At 64.5% G+C, this 19,601-nt stretch carries 21 protein-coding genes; 12 read left to right on the top strand and 9 right to left on the bottom strand.

The window, feature by feature from the left end; genetic code table 11:
- The first annotated feature begins 56 nt into the window (after positions 1-56).
- Together AB6724_RS08950 and AB6724_RS08945 are read left to right on the top strand one after the other, a co-directional pair.
- Positions 57-1,103: a pirin family protein gene (locus AB6724_RS08950; protein ID WP_369338171.1), complete on the top strand. Its 1,047-nt coding sequence runs from the start codon at positions 57-59 to the stop codon at positions 1,101-1,103.
- Positions 1,104-1,203: 100 nt separating this feature from the next.
- Positions 1,204-1,689 carry an FKBP-type peptidyl-prolyl cis-trans isomerase gene (locus tag AB6724_RS08945; protein ID WP_369338170.1) on the top strand — a complete coding sequence of 162 codons (486 nt, stop codon included), beginning with the start codon at positions 1,204-1,206 and terminating at the stop codon, positions 1,687-1,689.
- 143 nt (positions 1,690-1,832) lie between these two features.
- Here AB6724_RS08945 and AB6724_RS08940 read toward each other — a convergent pair whose 3' ends face one another.
- Complete coding sequence (locus AB6724_RS08940; protein WP_369338169.1) at positions 1,833-2,750, bottom strand: phosphoribosylaminoimidazolesuccinocarboxamide synthase; 918 nt, start codon at positions 2,748-2,750, stop codon at positions 1,833-1,835.
- A 435-nt stretch (positions 2,751-3,185) separates the two neighbouring features.
- Between AB6724_RS08940 and hpf the strand changes: the two genes are divergently transcribed.
- The 3 genes from hpf (at position 3,186) to hprK (ending at position 5,172) form a co-directional block, all read left to right on the top strand.
- Positions 3,186-3,548, top strand: coding sequence for a ribosome hibernation-promoting factor, HPF/YfiA family (gene hpf / locus AB6724_RS08935; RefSeq protein WP_369338168.1), 363 nt, complete (start codon positions 3,186-3,188; stop codon positions 3,546-3,548).
- A 156-nt stretch (positions 3,549-3,704) separates the two neighbouring features.
- Positions 3,705-4,178 (top strand): PTS sugar transporter subunit IIA, encoded by a 474-nt coding sequence (locus tag AB6724_RS08930; RefSeq protein ID WP_369338167.1) that lies wholly within the window; start codon positions 3,705-3,707, stop codon positions 4,176-4,178.
- A 34-nt stretch (positions 4,179-4,212) separates the two neighbouring features.
- Positions 4,213-5,172, top strand: a complete 960-nt coding sequence (hprK, locus tag AB6724_RS08925) for an HPr(Ser) kinase/phosphatase (RefSeq protein WP_369338166.1) — start codon at positions 4,213-4,215, stop codon at positions 5,170-5,172.
- Here the strand turns inward: hprK and AB6724_RS08920 are convergent.
- The 3 genes from AB6724_RS08920 to fur all read right to left on the bottom strand — a co-directional run bounded on the left by AB6724_RS08920 (position 5,169) and on the right by fur (position 8,577).
- On the bottom strand, positions 5,169-6,383 hold the full coding sequence (locus tag AB6724_RS08920) for a DUF1501 domain-containing protein (RefSeq protein ID WP_369338165.1): 1,215 nt from the start codon (positions 6,381-6,383) through the stop codon (positions 5,169-5,171). The two genes, hprK and AB6724_RS08920, sit on opposite strands and share 4 nt — an antisense overlap.
- A gap of 21 nt (positions 6,384-6,404) precedes the next feature.
- Complete coding sequence (locus tag AB6724_RS08915) at positions 6,405-7,997, bottom strand: DUF1800 domain-containing protein (RefSeq protein ID WP_369338164.1); 1,593 nt, start codon at positions 7,995-7,997, stop codon at positions 6,405-6,407.
- Positions 7,998-8,151: 154 nt separating this feature from the next.
- Positions 8,152-8,577, bottom strand: coding sequence for a ferric iron uptake transcriptional regulator (gene fur / locus AB6724_RS08910; protein ID WP_369338163.1), 426 nt, complete (start codon positions 8,575-8,577; stop codon positions 8,152-8,154).
- Between the two features lie 148 nt (positions 8,578-8,725).
- On the opposite strand from fur, the gene AB6724_RS08905 reads away from it, so the two are divergent.
- From AB6724_RS08905 to AB6724_RS08885, 5 genes are all read left to right on the top strand, one after another.
- Entirely contained in the window at positions 8,726-9,274 is a 549-nt protein-coding gene (locus tag AB6724_RS08905) for an outer membrane protein assembly factor BamE (RefSeq protein WP_369338162.1), read from the top strand.
- Between the two features lie 108 nt (positions 9,275-9,382).
- Positions 9,383-10,216, top strand: coding sequence for a 4-hydroxy-tetrahydrodipicolinate reductase (gene dapB / locus AB6724_RS08900; protein WP_369338161.1), 834 nt, complete (start codon positions 9,383-9,385; stop codon positions 10,214-10,216).
- A 58-nt stretch (positions 10,217-10,274) separates the two neighbouring features.
- Complete coding sequence (locus AB6724_RS08895; protein WP_369338160.1) at positions 10,275-10,937, top strand: MotA/TolQ/ExbB proton channel family protein; 663 nt, start codon at positions 10,275-10,277, stop codon at positions 10,935-10,937.
- A 12-nt stretch (positions 10,938-10,949) separates the two neighbouring features.
- Positions 10,950-11,393 (top strand): ExbD/TolR family protein, encoded by a 444-nt coding sequence (locus AB6724_RS08890; RefSeq protein ID WP_369338159.1) that lies wholly within the window; start codon positions 10,950-10,952, stop codon positions 11,391-11,393.
- A gap of 292 nt (positions 11,394-11,685) precedes the next feature.
- Entirely contained in the window at positions 11,686-12,063 is a 378-nt protein-coding gene (locus tag AB6724_RS08885) for an HPF/RaiA family ribosome-associated protein (protein ID WP_369338158.1), read from the top strand.
- A gap of 117 nt (positions 12,064-12,180) precedes the next feature.
- On the opposite strand, the gene AB6724_RS08880 is transcribed toward AB6724_RS08885, so the two are convergent.
- A complete protein-coding gene (locus tag AB6724_RS08880) occupies positions 12,181-13,581 on the bottom strand; it encodes an aspartate ammonia-lyase (protein ID WP_369338157.1) in 1,401 nt (466 codons plus the stop codon).
- 308 nt (positions 13,582-13,889) lie between these two features.
- Positions 13,890-14,822, bottom strand: coding sequence for a pirin family protein (locus tag AB6724_RS08875; protein WP_369338156.1), 933 nt, complete (start codon positions 14,820-14,822; stop codon positions 13,890-13,892).
- Positions 14,823-15,047: 225 nt separating this feature from the next.
- On the opposite strand from AB6724_RS08875, the gene AB6724_RS08870 reads away from it, so the two are divergent.
- On the top strand, positions 15,048-15,326 hold the full coding sequence (locus tag AB6724_RS08870) for a hypothetical protein (RefSeq protein ID WP_369338155.1): 279 nt from the start codon (positions 15,048-15,050) through the stop codon (positions 15,324-15,326).
- Positions 15,327-15,396: 70 nt separating this feature from the next.
- Here the strand turns inward: AB6724_RS08870 and AB6724_RS08865 are convergent, their stop codons facing one another.
- Positions 15,397-15,798 (bottom strand): OsmC family protein, encoded by a 402-nt coding sequence (locus AB6724_RS08865; RefSeq protein WP_369338154.1) that lies wholly within the window; start codon positions 15,796-15,798, stop codon positions 15,397-15,399.
- A gap of 76 nt (positions 15,799-15,874) precedes the next feature.
- The gene (locus AB6724_RS08860; RefSeq protein WP_369338153.1) at positions 15,875-16,411 is read right to left on the bottom strand and encodes a CcdC protein domain-containing protein; all 537 of its coding nucleotides are present in this window, start codon (positions 16,409-16,411) and stop codon (positions 15,875-15,877) included.
- Positions 16,412-16,842: 431 nt separating this feature from the next.
- On the opposite strand from AB6724_RS08860, the gene AB6724_RS08855 reads away from it, so the two are divergent.
- Positions 16,843-18,009 carry a tetratricopeptide repeat protein gene (locus tag AB6724_RS08855; protein WP_369338152.1) on the top strand — a complete coding sequence of 389 codons (1,167 nt, stop codon included), beginning with the start codon at positions 16,843-16,845 and terminating at the stop codon, positions 18,007-18,009.
- A 9-nt stretch (positions 18,010-18,018) separates the two neighbouring features.
- Here the strand turns inward: AB6724_RS08855 and AB6724_RS08850 are convergent, their stop codons facing one another.
- Complete coding sequence (locus tag AB6724_RS08850; protein ID WP_369338151.1) at positions 18,019-19,521, bottom strand: rhomboid family intramembrane serine protease; 1,503 nt, start codon at positions 19,519-19,521, stop codon at positions 18,019-18,021.
- Positions 19,522-19,601 lie beyond the last annotated feature (80 nt).

Below are 19,601 nucleotides of genomic sequence, written 5' to 3'. Positions count from 1 at the left end.
CCTGCATATTCCTGCCATCGGCTCGCGCCCGAAGCGCGGGCCATCAAGGAGAACCCATGAGCAACCCGATTCTCGAAAGCGCGCCGCTGGGGCCGCGCTGGCCCTGCCTGGACCCGTTTCTGTTCTGTGCCCATCACGACGACAGCTATCCGGCCAGCGATGGCAAGATGGGCGTGCAGGCCGTGGAGCTCGAAGGCCGTGAAATGGGCAGCGATTTCAGCGCCAAAGACGGTTTTTCGATGTACCACGGCGACAGCGTGCCGGGCTTTCCCGGCCATCCGCACCGCGGCTTCGAGACCGTGACCCTGGTGCGCAAGGGGCTGATCGACCATTCCGACTCGCTGGGCGCGGCCGCGCGCTTCGGCGGCGGCGATGTGCAGTGGCTCACGGCCGGCAAGGGCATACAGCACTCGGAGATGTTCCCGCTGCTCAACGCCGACCGGCCCAATCCGCTGGAGCTGTTCCAGATCTGGCTGAACCTGCCCGCGCGCAGCAAGATGGTGGCGCCGCACTTCACCATGTTCTGGAACGAGCGCATTCCGCGCCTGGAGCATGCCGATGCGACCGGCAAGAAGACCACGGTCACCGTGGTGGCCGGTGAGCTGCCGGGCACCGAGCGGCCGCTGATGCCGCCGCCCGAGTCCTGGGCCGCGCAGTCCGAGGGCGATGTGGCCATCTGGACGCTGGCGCTGGAGAGCGGCGCGCGCTGGACCATGCCCCGCGCCAAGGGCGAGGGGACGCACCGCATGCTCTACTTCTTCGTGGGCCAGAGCCTGCAGATCGCCGGCCAGGACGTGGAGAGCCACCAGGCCATGCATATAGCCGCGCACAGCGACCTGGAGCTGGTCAACACCGGCGGCGACACGGTGGAGCTGCTGCTGCTGCAGGGCCGGCCCATCGGCGAGCCCGTGGCGCAGTACGGCCCGTTCGTGATGAACACCCAGCAGGAGATCATGCAGGCCATGCAGGACTACCGGCGCACCGAGTTCGGCGGCTGGCCCTGGCAGCAGAACGACCCGGTGCACGGGGCCGAGAACCGGCGCTTTGCGCGCTATCCGGGGGCGGCCGAGGACGATCTGCAGCCGGAGGCGCCGACGCGCTGAGAAAGACCGCTGTCCGCCGGGACTTCAATCGCTGACACAATGTCGGCCTGACCGCCACGACTCCAGGTCGTGGCGGCTTTGTTTTGATCAGATGCAAGCCATGAACATCACCAAAGACACCGCCGTCACCATCAACTACAAGATTCACGAGCTGCTCGCGGGCGGCGTGGCCGTCAAACTGCTGGACAAGGGCGATGTGGCCTATCTGCATGGCGGCTACGACAACATCTTTGCCAAGGTGGAAGCCGCTCTGGACGGCAAGCAGAAGGGCGATACCGTCACCGTGGACCTAGCCGTGGCAGACGCCTTCGGCGAGCGTGACGAAAGCCTCAAGCGCACCATCCCCAAGGGCGAGTTCCCCGCGGGCGTGAAGGTGGGCGGCCAGCTGCGCGGCACCAACGACCAGGGCCTGCCCCAGATCTACAACGTGGTGAAGATCAAGGGCCCCGAGGTGCTGCTGGACGGCAACCACCCCCTGGCCGGCTTGGCGCTGCGCTTCAGCTGCGTGGTCGACGAAGTGCGCGAGGCCACGTCCGAAGAAATCGAGCACCGCCATGTGCATGGCGGCCACGGTCACCACCACTAAAAACATAGCTGCTGGCGCACCATGATAAAGGGATTCAGCGGTATTTCAAGCTGAGTTCATTTGTCTGCAGGCGCGGGTAGCTATCAAAACAAAGGCCCCCGGATTTTTTGTCCGGGGGCCTTTGGTTTTCAGGAATTGATCGCTCAGGCGGTCAGACGATCCAGCGCTTCGCGGTACTTGGCAGCGGTCTTGTCGATCACTTCCTTGGGCAGGCGGGGCGCGGGAGCCTTCTTGTCCCAGGCCTTGCCGTTGACCTGGGCCTGCTCCAGCCAGTCGCGCACGAACTGCTTGTCGTAGCTGGGCGGGTTCTCGCCCTTGGCCAGCGCGTCGGCATAGCCTTCCACGGGCCAGTAGCGCGAGCTGTCGGGGGTCAGCACCTCGTCCATCAGCACCAGGGTGCCGTCCTCGGTCAGGCCGAACTCGAACTTGGTGTCGGCAATGATCATGCCCTTGGTCAGGGCGATCTCGGCCGCTTCCTGGTAGATGCGGATGGCCGTGTCGCGGATCTGGGCGGCCAGCTTCTCGCCCACCATTTCCACGGTGCGCTCGTAGGTGATGTTCTCGTCATGGTCGCCCATCTCGGCCTTGGCGGCCGGGGTGTAGATGGGCTCGGGCAGCTTGGCCGCATTGGTCAGGCCGGCTGGCAGCTTCACGCCGCAGACGGCCTGCGATTCCTGGTATTCCTTCCAGCCGCTGCCGGCCAGATAGCCGCGCACCACGGCCTCGATCAGCACCGGCTTGAGGCGCTTGACCAGCATGGAGCGGCCCGCGACCTGCTTGACCTCCTCGGGCTTGACCACGGACTCGGGGGCTTCGCCGGTCAGGTGGTTGGGGCAGATATGGCCCAGCTTGTCGAACCAGAACAGCGCCATCTGCGTCAGCAGCACGCCCTTGCCGGGAATGGGCTCGCCCATGATCACGTCAAAGGCCGACAGGCGGTCGGAGGCCACCATCAGGATGCGGTCATCGCCCACGGCATAGTTGTCGCGGACCTTGCCGCGCGCGAGCAAAGGCAGCGAGGCAATGTTGGAAGTGTGCAGAGCAGAAGACTGGGTGGTCATGGTCGGATAGGAGGCTGTCTGGCAGTTCAGGCGATGCAGTCGGTCGGCGGGCGCCTGAGGCCCCAAGGGCTGCCAGCGTCGCAGGCGGAAAAAGCGGCTGCGTAAAAACGCAATTTTACCGGTGCCTAGGCCTGCCGCGAGCGGCACGGTCTTTGCACCGGCTCCCCTGCCGGAGGGTGGATTGCACGTAGGACAAGGCTTACGTGAAATTCAAAGCCGACCATTGTGCGCCCAAACCCTGCAAGCACCAAATCGGGGCCTAAGGCCCCGTGCCGGCCTGCGCTATCCGCGCGTTTCCGTTGCCTTTGCCGCAGGCCGGGCGCATAGTGGATTCGCAGGCAACGACGAATGCGCATTCCGAACTGCAGGGCTGCGGGTAGCCATGGACGGCCATGGCCCGCAGCGGTTTTACCGAGAGCTAAGGAGTGTTTTGTTATGAATCTGACGATTAGCGGGCATCACCTGGAGGTCACTCCCTCACTGCGCAGTTACGTGATGGCAAAGCTGGAACGCATCCTGCGGCATTTCGATCAGGTCGTGGACGTGAAGGTCTTGCTGACGGTCCACAAGCAAAAGGAAAAAGACAAACGCCAGCGTGCCGGTTGCACGGTGCGCGTCAAGGGACAGGACCTGTTCGTGGAAACCCAGCACTTCGACCTGTATGCGGCCGTGGATGCGCTGGCGGACAAGCTGGACCGCGCCGTGATGCGCTACAAGACCCGCCAGCAGGGCGGGCGGGCGGTCACCGCCAAGCGTCTGAGTGCCACGGATCTGCAGGTGGCCGGGGTGTCAGTTTGATGACAGCGAGGCGCAGGCACAGCGTTTGCGCCGGTTTGTTGCAAGGCTGTCGCCTTGTTACAACGCCAAAAACGCCGCCCTACGGGGCGGTTTTTGATGGTGATCAGGGTTTCCCCACGGTTTTCAGCGCTGCGGTGCATAATTGTTGATCACACCATGAATCGCCTAGCCTCTATCCTTCCCGCCGCTCAAGTGCTCGTGAGCGTTGATGTCACCAGCAAGAAACGCGCTTTCGAGGAAGCGGGTTTGCTTTTTGAGAGCCTGCATGGACTGTCTCGTGCCCTGATTACCGACAGCCTGTTCGCCCGCGAGCGCCTGGGCTCCACCGGTCTGGGGCATGGTGTCGCCATTCCCCATGGTCGGATCAAGGGCTTGACGGCTCCCATGGCCGCGGTGTTTCAGCTGGCCAATCCCATAGGCTTCGATGCACCCGACGAACAACCCGTGGGCCTCCTGATCTTCCTGCTGGTGCCCGAAGCGGCGACGCAAAAGCATCTGGAGATACTCTCCGAGATCGCCGAGCTGCTCAGCGACAGCCAGCTGCGCGAGCGCCTGAAGTCCAGCAGCGATGCCCAACTGCTGCACGGCATGATCGCCAGCTGGCAGTCTTCGGCCGCGCCGCTGGTCTAAGCCTCTTCTTTTCAGCCATCTTCAGGGCCTTGCCATGAGACCCAGCGCCATCAGCGCCGACGTATTGTTCGAGGCATTTCGCAATTCCAGTCTGCGCTGGCAGTGGATCGCGGGCCTGGGAGCCTCGGAGCGCCGCTTCGACGAGATGGCCGTGCGCTCGGCCCGCTCGGGCGCCGATCTGGTGGGTTATCTCAACTACATCCACCCCTATCGCCTGCAGGTGCTGGGCGAGCGTGAAATCGCCTATCTGACGAACGCCACCTCGCAGGACTGCCTGCGCCGCATTGCGCGCATCGTCACGCTGGAGCCGCCGGTGCTGGTGCTGGCCGACGGGCAGGAAGCGCCCGACGAGCTGATCTCCATGTGCGAGCGCGCGCATATTCCGCTGTTCACCACCAAGGAGCAGTCGGCCTTCGTGATCGACGTGCTGCGCGCCTATCTGTCCAAGCACTTTGCCGATCGCCTCACCATGCACGGCGTGTTCATGGACATTCTGGGCATGGGCGTGCTGATCACCGGCGAATCGGGCCTGGGCAAGAGCGAGCTGGGGCTGGAGCTGGTCACGCGCGGCAACGGTCTGGTGGCCGACGATGCGGTGGACCTGTACCGCATCAACCAGACCACCATCGAAGGCAAGTGTCCCGAGCTGCTGCAGAACCTGCTCGAGGTGCGCGGCATAGGCCTGCTGGATGTGCGCTCCATCTTTGGCGAAACGGCGGTGCGCCGCAAGATGCGGCTCAAGCTCATCGTGCATCTGGTGCGCAAGGAAACCATGGAGCGCGAATACGAGCGCCTGCCGGCCGAGCCGCTGACCCAGGACGTGCTGGGCGTGCCGGTGCGCAAGGTGGTGATCCAGGTGGTGGCGGGCCGCAATATCGCCGTGCTGGTGGAAGCCGCGGTGCGCAACGCCATCCTGCAGCTGCGCGGCATCGACACCTACCAGGAATTCGTGATGCGCCACCGGCGCGCCATGGAAAGCGGCGAGTCGTTCTAGACCAGCTGCAACTTGCCCGGCTGCGAGGCCGGAAAGATCTGCTGCACCTGCTGCTCGCTCAAGCCATACATGCGCGCGAACAGGCCGCCGAGCACCGAACGGTATTCGTTGAGCACGGGGTAGTCGCGGTTCTGGAACAGCGCTTTTTCGCTGACTTCGATCTGCTCGCCCACGATCTTGCCGCCCGCCTGGGCCGACAGTCCGCCGCCCAGAAACCAGTAGGCCGTGCCGTGGCCGTGGTCCGTGCCCCGGTTGCCGTTTTCGCGGAAGGTGCGGCCGAATTCGCTGATCACGGCCACCACGGTATGGCGCCAGGTCTCGGGCCCCATGGCCTCGGCAAAGCTCGCCAGGCCCTGGCTCAGCTCGCCGAGCCGGTTGGCCAGATTGCCGCTGGCGCCGCCCTGATTCACATGGGTGTCCCAGCCGCCCACATCGACAAAGCCCAGGTCGAACTGATCGCGCATCAGGTGGGCCATGCGCTGGGCCACCAGGCCGAAGCCCCTGGCGCTGATGGCATTGCGCCCAGCCTGATCCATTTCCTCCTGCACGCTGCGCTGCACGGCGCTCTGCACCGCAAAGCCCTCGCGTACCGATGCGTCCAGCGCCGAGCCCTGGTACATGGAGGCAATGACCTGGCTGCGGTTGCCGTCCACGGCCGACTTGCGCACCGAAGCCAGCGCCATGTTCGCCACCTGGGCGCTGCCGCGCATGCACAGCGGCAGCTGCGCGGTGAACGCCATGGGCGTCGTGCCGCGCTGGCGGTCCTGCTGCAGCAACTGGGCCAGCCGGTTCATGAAACCGGATTGAAAGCTTCTGCCGCCTTCCAGCGGCTGGCCTAGCTCTATGGAGTCCTGGGTCTCGAAATGGCTGCGCGAGAGATCATTGCTTCCTGCGAACGGCACAAAGCAGGCCTGGCCCTGTGCGTACAAAGGCAGCAGGCTGGCCTGCAGGGCCGGGTGCAGGCCCCAGTCCGGGCCCAGAGGCAGCGCGCCATTGGCCGCACCGGGCCGGGCAATCGCAATCGTGGGTCTGGCCTGGTAATAGAAGTCGCTGTGGGTGGGCACCAGCAGATTGCAGCAGTCATAGGCGCCACGCAGAAACACCAGCAGAAAACGTGGCGAGCTGGCCTGCAGGGGCGCGGCCAGGCCCTGGCCCAGATGGCAGGCCAGGGGCAGAGCGGCGCCCAGACCGAGAAAATGACGTCTTTGCATTGAGGACTCCTGGGCACCGCTTCAGCGGAACATCATCTCGGGCGCGGACAGGAAGTAGGTGTTCCAGTCCGCGGGATTTCTGGCCTGTGCCAGGGCCGCCCGCGTGGGGGCGCCAAGGGCTGGCAGGCGGGCCTGGACGCTGGCCCGCTGGGCGAGGTCCGGGTAGGGCGGTTTTTCCAGCGGCTCCTGCGGGCTGCCGCGGAACAGCACGGCGCCGCGCGTGCCTATCTGCCGGGCCACTTCAAAGCGGCTGTTCATCTGGCCGGAGCTGGACCAGTCCGACTGGGCCTGCGGATAGCCGTCCGGCGTTTCATGGCCGTACAAAGGCTCGCCCAGCTGGTTGAGCCAAGCCTGTATGGGGCCGACATCGCTGGCCAGGCGCTGGTCGTAGGCCAGGCGTATGGAGCCCAGCACATAGTGGGCCGGATCCTTGAAGCGTCGGCCGAAATTCATGGCCTCGGGCGCCGTCAGCAGGCTGGCCAGGGTGGCGGCGATGTCGCCATGGCTGCGCGTGAAGGCCTGTGCCGTGCGCTCCACGGCCGCCGGAGGCGGGTCGTCGCCGAGAAAGTACACCGCCAGCTTGCGCGCTATGAAGCCTGCGGTGGCCGGGGCCGCCACGATGCGGTCCAGCGCCTCGTCGACCTGGGCCATGCCGCTTTTGTGTAGGGGCTGGCCCAGAAAGACCTGGGGCGTGTAGTCGTGGCGGTTGGGGTTGAATTCGAAAAAGCCCCGGCGCAGATAGTCGGCCTGGCGCTCGGGGCGCAGCCTGGGCGGCGGCGCATCGGCGTCGCGGGTGCTAAAGCCCACGCCGGTGAGCACATGGGCCATGGCCTGGACATCGGCCTGGGTGTAGCCGCTGCCCACGCCCATGGTGTGCAGCTCCAGCAGCTCGCGCGCATAGTTTTCGTTGATGTGGCCGGCGGCGTTGCTGGCATTGTCCAGGTACAGCAGCATGGCCGGGTGGCGCATGCTGGCGGCCAGCAGGTCGCGGAAGCGGCCCAGCGCATGGGGACGGATGGCCTGCTCCTCATAGTCGCCCACCCACAGGCGAACCTCGCCCTTGCGCGTGCTGACGTTGAAATGGTTCATCCAGAACCAGGTCATCTGCTCCTGCAACTGCTGCGGCGAATACAGCGCACGCCAGATCTGGCGCTTCTGCGCTTCGGCGCCAAGCTGGTTGAGCTGTCTTTGCACCTCCTGCCTGAGCCTGGCCGCTTCGTCGGGGTCCTGGGCCTGGCGTATGGCCTGGCGCTGCTCGGCAATCTCGCGCTGGATCTGCGCCATGGGCTTTTGGCTGATGGTGAGCGCATCGATGCGCTGCTGGACCGGCGCGGGCATGGGCGCCGCGGCCGGGGTCAGCTGTTCGGCCAGCCATTTTTTCAGGCCCTGCTGCTGCAGCTGGGCGGCATCGCGGTCCGTTGCACCCCAGGTGACCCGGTCCAGCCATTGCTGGCGCTGCAGCTCGCCGGGCCGGTCGGGCAGATGGCTGCTGTCCAGCGTCTCCAGGGCTTGCGGGCTAAGCCTGCCCGCAGGTGCCAGCGGCGCACAGGCCGTCAGAACGGCAGCGGCCAGGCCGGCCAGACTCTTGATGGGGAATATGCGCGCCAGCTGCATCGACAAGCCTCCTCCAGCTCCCGGGAATGAGCGCAGCATAGGCTGCCCGGCTGAATATTGGCTTGATGCGATGTCTGGCGATGTAAAGAAGCGGGCACAAAACGTAAAAAGGGCAAGGCATGCCTGCCTTGCCCCGCCCTGGACACGCTGCGCCTTATCTGGCGCTGCGTGCCGCGCAGGCCGCGCATTGGCCGTACAAGGCCATGGAGTGGTCCTGGATCACCCAGCCCTTGTCCTTGGCGATCAGGTTCTGGCGCTTTTCGATCTCGGCATCGTAGAACTCCTCGACCTTGCCGCAGCTGGTGCAGACAAAGTGGTCATGGTGCTGGCCTTCGTTGAGTTCATAGACCGCCTTGCCGCTTTCGAAGTTGCTGCGGATCAGAATGCCGGCCTGCTCGAACTGGGTCAGCACGCGGTAGACCGTGGCCAGGCCTATGTCCGAGCGTTCATCGAGCAGCACGCGGAACACGTCTTCGGCCGTCATATGGCGCTGCGCGCCCTTTTGGAAGATTTCCAGGATTTTCAGACGCGGCAGAGTGGCTTTGAGGCCTGTGCTTTTGAGTTCATCAATATTCTTCATGTCTGTATCTCTTGGTGGACTGTTGGCACATCAGAAGGCGCAAGCGCGCCCGCGCAGAAAAACCTTTACACGCAGTGCGCGGGAATCTACGGGGGCTGGCAGGGCCTGCCGCTACAATGAACCTGATCATATCCCTATGCCATTACCCATGCATGTTCAAGCCCGTAGCCGCGCAGGTCTGGCCCTGACGTTGGCAATCGCAGCGGCACTGGCCGGCTGCTCCAGTATCGATGGGGTCGCGCACCGAGTCGCCAATGTCGTCACGCCCTACAAGGTGGACGTGGTACAGGGCAATTTCGTGTCCAAGGAACAGGTCGCCGCACTGCAGCCCGGCATGAGCCGCCAGCAGATCCGCGACATCCTGGGCACGCCGCTGGTGACCAGCGTATTCCACGCCGACCGCTGGGAATATGTGTTCACCATCAAGCGCCCCGATGTCGACCCCCAGGTGCGCAAGCTCACCGTGTTCTTTGACGGAGACCGTTTCGTGCGTGCCGAAGGCGACGAGATGCCTTCGGAGGCCGAGTTCGTGGCCAGCCTCAACGGCATGAAGGGCAAGCCCAAGGTGCCGCAGCTGGAAGCCACCGAGGCCCAACTGGCCAAATACCCGCCGCGCAAGCCCGATGAGGACGCAGACCAGGCCGGCAGCAATGCCGCACCGGCCGCCACCAGCTATCCGCCGCTGGAATCGCGTTAAGCCTCAGAACTCCATGATCCCGGCTTGCAACAAGCGCGGGATGCTCTCTTTTTAAGGACGGCACGCCGAGCCGGCGGTCGTCTGTTCATTTGACCAAGTGATAGCGCCATGACTGCAGCCACCACCACTACCCCTATCCGTCAGCGCGTTGCCGTGGCAGGAGCTTCCGGACGCATGGGACGCATGCTGATCGAGGCGATTCTGAACAGCGGCGACTGCGTGCTGGCTGCCGCACTGGACCTGCCGGACAGCCCCTCCCTGGGCTCCGACCCCTCGGCTTTTCTGGGCAAGCCCAGCGGCCTGCAGATTGAAAGCGATGTGCGCTCGGCCCTGTCCAAGGCCGACTGCCTGATCGACTTTACCCGCCCCGAAGGCACCATGGGCCATCTGGCCGTGGCCGCGGAGCTGGGCGTGAAGGTGGTGATCGGCACGACGGGTTTCTCGGACGAGCAGAAAGCCCAGATCGCCGCATACGCCGAGAAGACCGCCGTGGTGCTCTCGCCGAACATGAGCGTGGGCGTGAACGTGACCTTCAAGCTGCTGGAGATGGCGGCCAAGGCCTTGCAACAGGGCGGCTACGACATCGAGATCGTCGAGGCCCACCACAAGCACAAGGTCGATGCGCCCTCGGGCACGGCCCTGAAGATGGGCGAGGTGATTGCCGAAGCCCAGGGCACCCAGCTGGCCGACCGCGCCGTCTACGAGCGCTACGGCCACACGGGCGAGCGCAAGGCCGACTCCATCGGCTTTGCCACCGTGCGCGGCGGCGATATCGTGGGCGACCACACCGTGCTGTTCGCGGGCACGGGCGAGCGCATCGAGATCGCGCACAAGTCCAGCAGCCGCGCCGGCTACGCCAACGGCAGCCTGCGCGCCGTGGCCTATCTGGCCGACAAGAAGAGCGGCCAGTACGATATGTACGATGTGCTGAAGCTGCGTTGAGGCGCTGATTGCAAAGGGGCCGCGATGGCCCCTTGCTGTTTTTGGAGTGAGGTAGGCAATGTCTGCAGGATTGTGGCAATGGCTGGCGGAAGGCGATGCGGTCACCTGGGGCACGGCGGCGGTGATGCTGCTGATGTCCGTGGTCAGCTGGGTGGTCATCCTCTACAAGCTCTGGTTCATGGCCGTGGCGCGCGCCAGCGTGCCGCGCGCGGTGGATGCCTTCTGGCAGATGCCCGATGTGGCCCGGGCCCAGGCCCAGGTCAAGGCGCTGGACCGCCATGGCCTGGTGCAGCCCATGGCCGATGCGGCAGCGCAGGGCGGTGGCAGCCAGGCTTCGGGCGGCACGCTGGCACAGAGCGCCGCGCGGGCGCAGCGTCTGATGCGCAGCCTGCGCGCGGCGCTGGGCATGGCGGCCAGCCAGCTGCAGTGGGGGCAGACCCTGCTGGCCACGATAGGCGCGACGGCGCCCTTCGTGGGTCTGCTGGGCACGGTCTGGGGCATTCACCATGCGCTGGGAACGCTGGCGGGCAGCGGCCAGGTGGATATTGCCCAGCTGGCCGGCCCGGTCGGCGAAGCCCTGGTCATGACCGCCGCAGGCCTGGCCGTGGCCTTGCCGGCCGTGCTGGCCTACAACCTGCTGGGCCGATCGGCGAGCACGCTGGAGGCGCTGCTCGAAGGCTTTGCCCATGACCTCCAGGCGCAATTCGGCGCCGATGCTTGAGGCCTAGCGATCATGGCATTCGGACGCATGAACAGCCGCCAGGGCGCGGACGCTCCCATCAACAGCATCAACGTCACGCCTCTGGTGGATGTGATGCTGGTGCTGGTGGTGATCTTCATCCTGGCGGCGCCCATGCTGGCGGCCACGCTGAGGGTGCAGCTGCCCAAGGCCCAGGCGGTCACCCGGCAGGCTCCCGAGGCCGGAAGCGATGCGCTGACGGTGGAGGTGAATCCTCAGGGCGAGATCTGGATCCAGGGCGCGGCCACCGAGGATGCTGCGGTGCAGCAGCAATTGCAGGAGCTGGGGCGGCGCAACCCGCAGGCCGAGGTGCAACTGCGCGCCGACACCAGCGTGCCCTATGGCCGCGTGGTGCAGATCATGGGCTGGGCCCATGCCGCGGGTCTGACGCGCATCGGTTTCGTGAGCGAGCCCGAGCGCAAGGCCGGCGGTAACTGACGGTCACCGGCGTAAGCACCGGGCCGCCCGAGGCCGGCGGCCGCGGATTTCTGCCCTGGATCAAGAGCCGCCCAGATAGTCCCGGCGCCCGTCGCCAGCGGCGCCAGGCCTGCGCACAATAGGCAAAGCCCCTGTCTTTTACGAGCGTAACAAGCGAGGATGGGCAGATCGGGGTTCTGGCGTTACGATGATCTCGTCTGCTTCAGGAGTGTGTGATGCGCTCCGCCTGGCAAGGCGCCCCGACAACTTTTCGCCGCAGCGGTTGCGGCATTTGGTGACTAGGAGGATTTGCATGCAAGTACAGGTTCATGCCGACGATTCCATCCAGGGTGGTGAGTCTCTGGCTCAATGGGCGCAGGAGGAAATCAATGCCAAGCTGGCCCGCCTGAAGGAATATGTGGTGCGTGTAGAGGTCTTCCTCACGGGCGTGGATGCCCTCAAGTCCACGGGCGGCCCCGGTAAGCGCTGCGTGCTCGAGACCCGGGCCACGGGCCGACCTCCCATCGCCGTGAATGCGGAGGCGGAAAAGGTCAAGGATGCATTCAGCGCCGCGATCGAAAAGCTGCGCCGTGCGGTGGAGACCGATCTGGGCAAGCTCAAGGACAAGAATCTGCGTGAAAGCGTGCGCGGTGTGGATGATTCCAGCGCCGAGAACGCGGCGGCGGTTTGAGCAGGTTGCGGGGCTGAAGCCCTTTGAGTACTGGCGCTGATAGCTACCAAAACCATATCTGAATCAAAAGGGCATGTGCATCGCGAACATGCCCTTTTTGTATGGCCAGCGGCGGGCTCAGGCCGCGGTCAGCGCCCCGGCCTGGGTCAGCTTGTCGGCCACCAGCAGCTTCTTGATCTCGGCCTCGCTCATGATGCCCAGCTCCTCGGCCACCACGGCGATCTGCTTGCCGTTGGCGATCGCGGCCTTGGCGATCTGGGCGGCTTTTTCGTAGCCGATCAGCGGGTTCAGCGCCGTCACCAGCGTCACGGATTCGGCGATGCGCGCATCCAGCAGTCCCTCGTTGGCCACAATGCCCTCCACGCAGTTAAGCTGCAGCGTCTTGCAGGCGCTGGCCAGGTGGCTCAGGCTCTTGTGCAGCGCCCAGGCCATCAGCGGCTCGAAGGCGTTGAGCTGCAGCTGGCCGGCTTCCACGGCCATGGTGATGGCGGCGTCGTTGCCTATCACCTCAAAGCAGACCTGGTTCATCACCTCGGGGATCACGGGGTTGACCTTGCCCGGCATGATGGACGAGCCGGCCTGGCGCGCGGGTAGCTTGATGTCGGCCACACCGGCCTGAGGGCCCGAAGACAGCAGGCGCAGGTCGTTGCTGATCTTGGAGAGCTTGACCGCAACACGCTTCAGGATGCCGGAGATGTCGGCAAAAGCACCGGTATCGCCGGTGGCGGCAATCAGGTCACCGGCCTTGACGACGGGGACGGCCGAAATCTCGGCCAGGGCCCGGATCACCACATCGGTATAGCCCACGGGTGCATTGATGCCCGTGCCTATGGCCGTGCCGCCCATGTTGACCTCGGTCATCAGATAGGCGGACTCGCGCAAACGCTTTTCATCGTCGGCAATCATGGCCGCAAAAGCGGTGAACTCCTGGCCCAGTGTCATGGGCACGGCGTCTTGTAGTTGTGTGCGGCCGATTTTCAGGATATGGGCGAATTCGCCGGCTTTGGCTTCAAAAGCTGTGCGCAACTCGGCCAGGGCGATCAGCAGCTTCTGGATGCCAGCATAGGTGGCGAGCTTGACGGCCGTGGGATAGGAGTCGTTGGTGCTTTGCGAGGCGTTGACGTGATCGTTGGGGTGGATCACCTCATAGCTGCCTTTGGGCAATCCCAGGTGCTCCAGGGCACGGTTGGCGATCACCTCGTTGGCATTCATGTTCGTGGAGGTGCCAGCGCCGCCCTGGATGACGTCGACCACGAACTGCTCGTGCAGCTGGCCGGCAATCAGGTCATCACAGGCTTGGGAAATGGCGGTGGCTTGTTTGAGATTGATGGCGCCGAACTGCAGATTGGCCTGGGCGGCGGCTTTTTTGACGAAGGCATAGGCGCGGATCAGCTCGGGCATGTGGGCGAGCGAGAGGCCGGTGATGGGGAAGTTCTCCACTGCGCGTGCGGAATGAACGCCCCAGTAAGCGTCGGGAGGGATGGTCTTGATGCCGATGAAGTCATGTTCTTGACGCATTGGATCTGCTTTCTTGATTCCAGAGTTGAGGGGCCAGGTGCGCAAACACCGGACGTGGCAACGCCCTGGTCGAAAAAGCGGCGGTCGCGTTCTCGTGGCCAGGGCGTTGGCCCGCATTATGAAAGCAAGATCTGCATGAGTCCAAACGTTTTAGGCATAACGTCACTGGAGCAGCCGGCGGCAGATTTTGATGTCTTTAAAAGTCGATAAAAATCATGAAATTTGATTTAAAGTTCGTGATTTTGTGAAAATATCGAATTCATTTCGCACCAATTTGGTGCGAAATGAATATCGCCGCAGCGATCGGCTCAGCGCGAGGCGAGCAGCGAGACGCCCTCCAGCGATGGCGCGTGCAAGGCCTTTAGCGGCGAAGCGACGGGCGGGCCGAAGCGGCGCGGCTGGCCATCGATGGTGGCCGCATCCGTGACGGCTTCGGCTTCCCACTGGGCGCGGGCCTGCTGCATTTCCTCGGTGGTGCGGGCGACAAAGTTCCACCACAGCAGAATGGCCTCATCCATGGGCTCGCCGCCGATGACGATGAGGCGGCTGTCGGGCGCGCATTCCAGGTTCACGGCCCCGGTGCCTGCGGGCAGATAGATCAGCTCCTGCTCGGGCAGGTGCTGGCCTTCCACCTTCACATGGCCCGAGAGGCTCATCACCGCATGCTCGAAGTCCTGGCGCAGCGGCAGGCGGGCCCGCGCGGGCGCTGCCTGGTCAGAGGCATGCAGGTCCACGCCCATCAGCGGCGTGTATACCTCGGCGGGGGATTTCAGGCCCAGGGCCTCGCCCGCGAGCACGGTGGCGTCGAAGTCGCCCACCCGGGTCCTGGGCAGCTCGGGGTAATGCTGGAAGCGCGGCGGGATATGGCGGTGGCTGTCCGGCAGGGCAATCCACAGCTGGGCCGCGTGCACATGGGTGGTCTGGCTTTCCTCCGAATGCGCGATGCCGCGGCCTGCGGTCATCAGATTGACCTGGCCGGGGCGGATGATCTGCTCGCTGCCCAGGCTGTCGCGGTGCAGCACTTCGCCGCGAATCATCCAGGTAAAGGTCTGCAGGCCTATATGCGGGTGAGGGCCAACCTGCATGCCGGGCGGCGGCGGCTCGGCCGGGCCCGCATGGTCGAGAAAACACCAGGCGCCCACTTTGCGCAAGCTGCGCTGGGGGATGGCGCGGTGGATGGGTATGCCGCCCACATCGGCGATGCGGGTGGGCAGACGTTGTAAGGGCTTTGATTCACTCATGACAAATCCTGACGGCAAGGGCTTTGAGTGTGCGTGGAAACACGGTTTTAGCGCAATCGGGCCGCAGAATGCTCCGACGCCTTGCACACGGTTACACCCGCGCTAGTTGGCTTACAGCAGCAGCTGTGTGAACCGGTTAATTTGAAGGCATGAACCGTCTGCGGCGGTTGCAGCGGTCGCTGATTTCGTCGGCGGCTCCACCCAACTCTGGCAAGAGGAAAAGTCATGAGCGAACACACCACCCAGGGCAATCAGATCTCGGCTGTCGAGGTCCAGATTTACCCTGAGCATTTCCAGGCGCGTGTGACCGGCAAGGTCGAGCATCGCGTGGGCGACGGCCCATCCGAGATCATTCCGGTCGGCACCGTCATGGCGGTGGATACGGCCATCGCCAGCTATGTGCTGTCATGGAGCGGCAAGGACCAGCAGCCCGAGACCACCTATCTGGCCAAGCGCGAGTTTGAGTACTATGCGGAAATCGGCGCGCTGGAGATCAGTTTGTAAGCGCATTCGCTGCGCCCGGCAAAAAGCCCTGCAGTTTTTGCTGCAGGGCTTTTTTCATGGGGCGGCAAGTTCAGGTCAGGCTGCTGGGAATCTCCACCTTGCCTTCGAGCAGCTTGTGCACGGGGCAGGCATTGGCGATCTGCAGCAGGCGCTGGCGCTGCTCGTCATCCAGCCCGCCGTGCAGGGTGATGCTGCGCTTGATCTGGTGGCCATCGATGGGCTTGCCATCGGGATTGAGCTGCAGGTTCACATCCACATGGGTCAGGGGCCATTGCTTGCGGCCCGCATACATATGCAGCGTGATGGCCGTGCAGGCGCCCAGGGCCGAAAGCATGAGCTGCATGGGGTTGGGCGCCGTGTCGGCGCCGCCGTCGGCCAGGGGTTCGTCGGCATGCCAGGTGTGGCCCTGGCCATCGCTCAGGGTGACCTGGTAAGGGGTGTTGCTGCTGCGTGCATTGGCGCTATGAATCATTCAGTGGTCTCCAAAAACGGAGACCACTTTAAGCGTTCGGCGGCCCGCGGCCTGTCACCGGGGCCATAGGCGGGTGCTACGGGGCGCTCTCGCGTGCGCGCCTGGCCGCAAGCACGCGCCGGCGCCATAGGAACAGGGCCAGCGCATAGCCGGTGTTATGCCCGGCCATGAGGCCGAACACCGCCATGGTCAAGGGGCTGGCCACAAAAGCATGTAGGCAGGCTTGGGATTCGGGCAGCAGCCAGATGATCTCGACCACCCGCCAGGCGATGCGCGCCAGGAACAGCGCCAGCAGCGCAATGCCCAGATGGGTGTGGGGCGTGTAGTACAGGCCCTGGGGTGTGGGCTCCAGCCGGGTCTGCCGCCAGGCCCAGCATGCCAGCAGCCAGCCCGCGCCAAGACCGCCGGCCAGCGCCTGTAGCGCAGGCGTCTGGCCCCAGACGGCCCGGCTCAGCAGGCCCAGCAGCAGCGCGTAAATACCCATGACCACCCAGGGCCGGTATGGGTTGGTGCGTTGACGACCGATCAGCCGCTTGTAGCGTGAGCGCAGTCGCCAGGCCAGCAGCGGCAGCAGCACGATCAGCGTGGTAGTGGTGGAGGCATGTACGGCCATGGCAGCAAAACGTGGGGTTGGTTCGCAGTGTGGCGGTTAAAGCGCCGCGCCGCAATAGCGGCTCCAAGTCAGGGAGAATAAGCAGATTTTTTGCGAAAAGAAAATCAATTTGCCGATAAAAATTCGGTATTTATCGGTAAAAACATGGTTCTGATTCAGAATCAGATAAACCTGCTGAGCAGGGGAAAGACTCGGCAATATAAGAATGAATGGGAACAGGACAAACCAGGTTTTACGGTTTGCGACCCGGCCATAAAGCAAAGTGGGGAGTAAAGACATTGAATTCAATACATGGCGTGCGCCATTCAGGGGATTCTTCCGAATGGAAAATCCCGCCGTTCTGGCAAAAGCTCAATAGCTTCTTTTTATTCCCGTTGCAGGCGGAGCCACTGCTTTATGCGCTGCTGCTGTCCGCGTGCAGCTACGGCCTGATGTTGGGCTTTATCGGGATATTCGCGGTGGGCCTGGGGCTGATGCTGGCCGTGAGCCGCTATGCCTTCAAGGTTTCGGCGCTGGCTTCGCGCGGCATTACCCATAGCTCGGATTTCCGCAGCAGCCAGGTCGACGAGGACTGGAAATGGTTGCCCTGGAAATTCTTCGGCGTGCTGTTTGTATTTGGTATTTTTGTGGGTTTTCTTGCCAGCCGCAGCGTGAGCTTGGGCGTAGTGGCCAATCTGGTCGTGGCATTTCTGATTCCCGCGACCTGGATGGTGCTGATCAATACCAACAGCCTGAGTTCGGCCATCAATCCTTTTGAGTTGCTGGCGACGATTTTCGGAATCGGCAAATCCTATCTGCTGCTGTGTTTCTTCCTGTTCCTGCTGCAGCAGGGCTCGCCCATGGTCATGCTGATGCTGCTCGAGGTGGCGGCGCCGGCGCTGGTCCTGCCCCTGATGAGTTTTGTGGTGATTTATTTCACCTGGGTGATGGCGGCCATGATCGGCTATGTCATGTACCAGCACCATGCGGCTCTGGACATCGATCCCGTGCAGGCTCCCGATGGGCCGGCCACGGTGCAGTTCGATCCCGCGGCTCAGGAAGCCAAGCGCCGCGATGCAGTGGTGGCGCAGCTGGTGCAGGGCAACAAGATGGACGAGGCCCTGAGCCAGGCGCGCGAATGGCAGCGCGAGGATCATCAAAGCCTGCCCGATCAGCGCCGCTACTTCCGCGTGCTCAAGCTGACCGAGAGCGCGGATGCGCTGGCCGACCATGCGCAGCGCTTCATCCCCCTGTTGATCGCCCAGCAGCGCAGCGGCGAGGCGCTGGAGGCCTGGGTGAGCTGCGTCAAGCGCAAGCCCGGCTTCAGGCCGGACTCCGCCGAGGCCTGTTACGAGCTGGCGCAGCAGGCCTGGCGGGTCGGCAAGCCCAAATACGTGCTGCTGCTGGCCCAGGACGCCGACAAGCGCTATGCGGGCAGTGCCCTGGTGCCGTCCATGCTGGAGCTGGCGGTGCGCGCCTTCCACCAGGGCCTGGCCCAGCCGATACAGGCCGTGCATGTGTATATGCGCATGAAGCGGCTGTTCCCCGATCACGCCAGCACCCAGGAGGCGGAATGGATGCTGCGCGAAGAGCTGGAGAAGCTTGGCGCCAAGGCCTAGGCTGCGGGCTCAGCCCTGCTGGGCCAGCCAGCGCGTCACCGGCTCCCCGGGCGCCAGCTGCTGCAGCATGGGCAGCCAGGCCTTGGCCTCCTGCACGCGGCCGGCCTGGGCCAGGCCGTTGACCAGCAGCAGCAGGGTGGCGGGCCACTGCGGGTGCTCGGCGCTCTGGCGCAGCGACTGGCAGAGCTTTTCCGCTTCGGCCAGGGCGCCCAGGCGCACAAAGCTGCGCACCAGCCCATGCATGGTGTCGACGCTGATGCGCATGCCGGGCCTGGCCCGCTCCTGGTAGCTGCGGTAGCTGGAAAGCTGCAGCTGGCGCTCGGCATCCGTGGTGGCCGGCAGCTTGAAGATGCGCCTTGCCGCGGCATGAAAATCCTCGCCACCCGGATGATGGCGTGCGCTCTCGAACCAGGCGCGCAGGATGTCGGGGTCCGTGGGCGCCAGGCGCGCGGCCTGGCGCCAGGCCGGCGCGGCGCGGTCAAAGTCCAGGGCCTCGGTATAGCGCTGGGCCTTGGTCACGGCATCGGCCAGCGGCTTGGCGGCGGCCCTGGCCTGTTCCGCCGCGTTGAAGGGGGCTTCCACGGCCTGCAGGCGCATATAGGCCCACATCAGCACGGCGCCCGTCAGCAGGCCGCCAAAGTGAGCCATATAGGCCACCTGCTTGCCGCCCCACAGGTGCTGCAGCAGCTCCACCCCCATCCAGACCGGCAGCATGACCAGCGCGGGCCAGGTGGCGTAGTTGAAGTAGAACAGCAGCATGTAGAAAAAGCGTATGCGCCGCATGCGGTACATCACCGCATACATGGCCATCAGCGCCGAGATTGCGCCCGAGGCGCCCAGGCCATAGCCGCCCATGCCCGCATAGAACTGCAGCGCGAACAGCGAGGCACCGACACCGCCGATCACATAGAAGGCCAGATAGGTGAAGGCGCCCAGCGCGATCTCCAGCGTGAAGCCGAACAGGAACAGAAACACCATATTGCCCAGCAAGTGGCCGGTGCCGCCGTGCAAGAAAATCGAGGTGAAGGCCTGCAGCGGCTGCCAGCCCGCGCCGGGCTCATAGCTCATGGACCAGCGCTCGGTGAAGCCGCTGCGCGGCTCCTGCGGCGCAAACGCGGCGCGCGCCTCGCGCCACTGCGCGTAACGCGGATGGCCGGCGGTGATGACCTGACCGTCGAGCAGGCGCTGGCGGAATTTCTTCTCCTGCCACATCAGCGCATACAGCTGGGCATAGGCCTGGTGCTGGTACAGGCTCTGGGCGGCCTCCACGGTATGGCGTTCATAGCGCGCCGTGCCCTGGGCCGCCTGCTGCTGCAGATAGGTCAGGAACAGCGGCAGCTCCATGCGGGGCAGCGCGGTCTGGGCGTATTGCGCGCCCGCGCGCTCCACGGCCGCTTCCTCGGGGGCCTGCCAGCCCCAGAAGATCAGGCAGTTGACGACGATGAGCAGCACCGTCATCCAGGGCGGGGAGCGCCACGACGGCTTGTTCTCAAGAGGAATGGCAAGAAACATGGTCGGGGCGTGCGGCGCTCTATGAACTGCCAAGGACTTTAGCTCAGCCCCTGTTTTGGGCCAGTGCCAGGCGCAACAAA

Origin of the sequence: Comamonas guangdongensis (assembly GCF_041079535.1) — a bacterium.
GTDB lineage: Bacteria > Pseudomonadota > Gammaproteobacteria > Burkholderiales > Burkholderiaceae_C > Comamonas > Comamonas guangdongensis.
The sequence above is the reverse complement of the archived record's forward strand: the minus strand, read 5'-3'. Positions and strand labels throughout refer to the sequence as shown.

Coding starts and splice junctions, on each gene's coding strand:
- AB6724_RS08950 (WP_369338171.1), top strand. CDS start 57: ATGAGCAACCCGATTCTCGAAAGCGCGCCGCTGGGGCCGCGCTGGCCC.
- AB6724_RS08945 (WP_369338170.1), top strand. CDS start 1,204: ATGAACATCACCAAAGACACCGCCGTCACCATCAACTACAAGATTCAC.
- AB6724_RS08940 (WP_369338169.1), bottom strand. CDS start 2,750: ATGACCACCCAGTCTTCTGCTCTGCACACTTCCAACATTGCCTCGCTG.
- hpf (WP_369338168.1), top strand. CDS start 3,186: ATGAATCTGACGATTAGCGGGCATCACCTGGAGGTCACTCCCTCACTG.
- AB6724_RS08930 (WP_369338167.1), top strand. CDS start 3,705: ATGAATCGCCTAGCCTCTATCCTTCCCGCCGCTCAAGTGCTCGTGAGC.
- hprK (WP_369338166.1), top strand. CDS start 4,213: ATGAGACCCAGCGCCATCAGCGCCGACGTATTGTTCGAGGCATTTCGC.
- AB6724_RS08920 (WP_369338165.1), bottom strand. CDS start 6,383: ATGCAAAGACGTCATTTTCTCGGTCTGGGCGCCGCTCTGCCCCTGGCC.
- AB6724_RS08915 (WP_369338164.1), bottom strand. CDS start 7,997: ATGCAGCTGGCGCGCATATTCCCCATCAAGAGTCTGGCCGGCCTGGCC.
- fur (WP_369338163.1), bottom strand. CDS start 8,577: ATGAAGAATATTGATGAACTCAAAAGCACAGGCCTCAAAGCCACTCTG.
- AB6724_RS08905 (WP_369338162.1), top strand. CDS start 8,726: ATGCATGTTCAAGCCCGTAGCCGCGCAGGTCTGGCCCTGACGTTGGCA.
- dapB (WP_369338161.1), top strand. CDS start 9,383: ATGACTGCAGCCACCACCACTACCCCTATCCGTCAGCGCGTTGCCGTG.
- AB6724_RS08895 (WP_369338160.1), top strand. CDS start 10,275: ATGTCTGCAGGATTGTGGCAATGGCTGGCGGAAGGCGATGCGGTCACC.
- AB6724_RS08890 (WP_369338159.1), top strand. CDS start 10,950: ATGGCATTCGGACGCATGAACAGCCGCCAGGGCGCGGACGCTCCCATC.
- AB6724_RS08885 (WP_369338158.1), top strand. CDS start 11,686: ATGCAAGTACAGGTTCATGCCGACGATTCCATCCAGGGTGGTGAGTCT.
- AB6724_RS08880 (WP_369338157.1), bottom strand. CDS start 13,581: ATGCGTCAAGAACATGACTTCATCGGCATCAAGACCATCCCTCCCGAC.
- AB6724_RS08875 (WP_369338156.1), bottom strand. CDS start 14,822: ATGAGTGAATCAAAGCCCTTACAACGTCTGCCCACCCGCATCGCCGAT.
- AB6724_RS08870 (WP_369338155.1), top strand. CDS start 15,048: ATGAGCGAACACACCACCCAGGGCAATCAGATCTCGGCTGTCGAGGTC.
- AB6724_RS08865 (WP_369338154.1), bottom strand. CDS start 15,798: ATGATTCATAGCGCCAATGCACGCAGCAGCAACACCCCTTACCAGGTC.
- AB6724_RS08860 (WP_369338153.1), bottom strand. CDS start 16,411: ATGGCCGTACATGCCTCCACCACTACCACGCTGATCGTGCTGCTGCCG.
- AB6724_RS08855 (WP_369338152.1), top strand. CDS start 16,843: ATGTTGGGCTTTATCGGGATATTCGCGGTGGGCCTGGGGCTGATGCTG.
- AB6724_RS08850 (WP_369338151.1), bottom strand. CDS start 19,521: ATGTTTCTTGCCATTCCTCTTGAGAACAAGCCGTCGTGGCGCTCCCCG.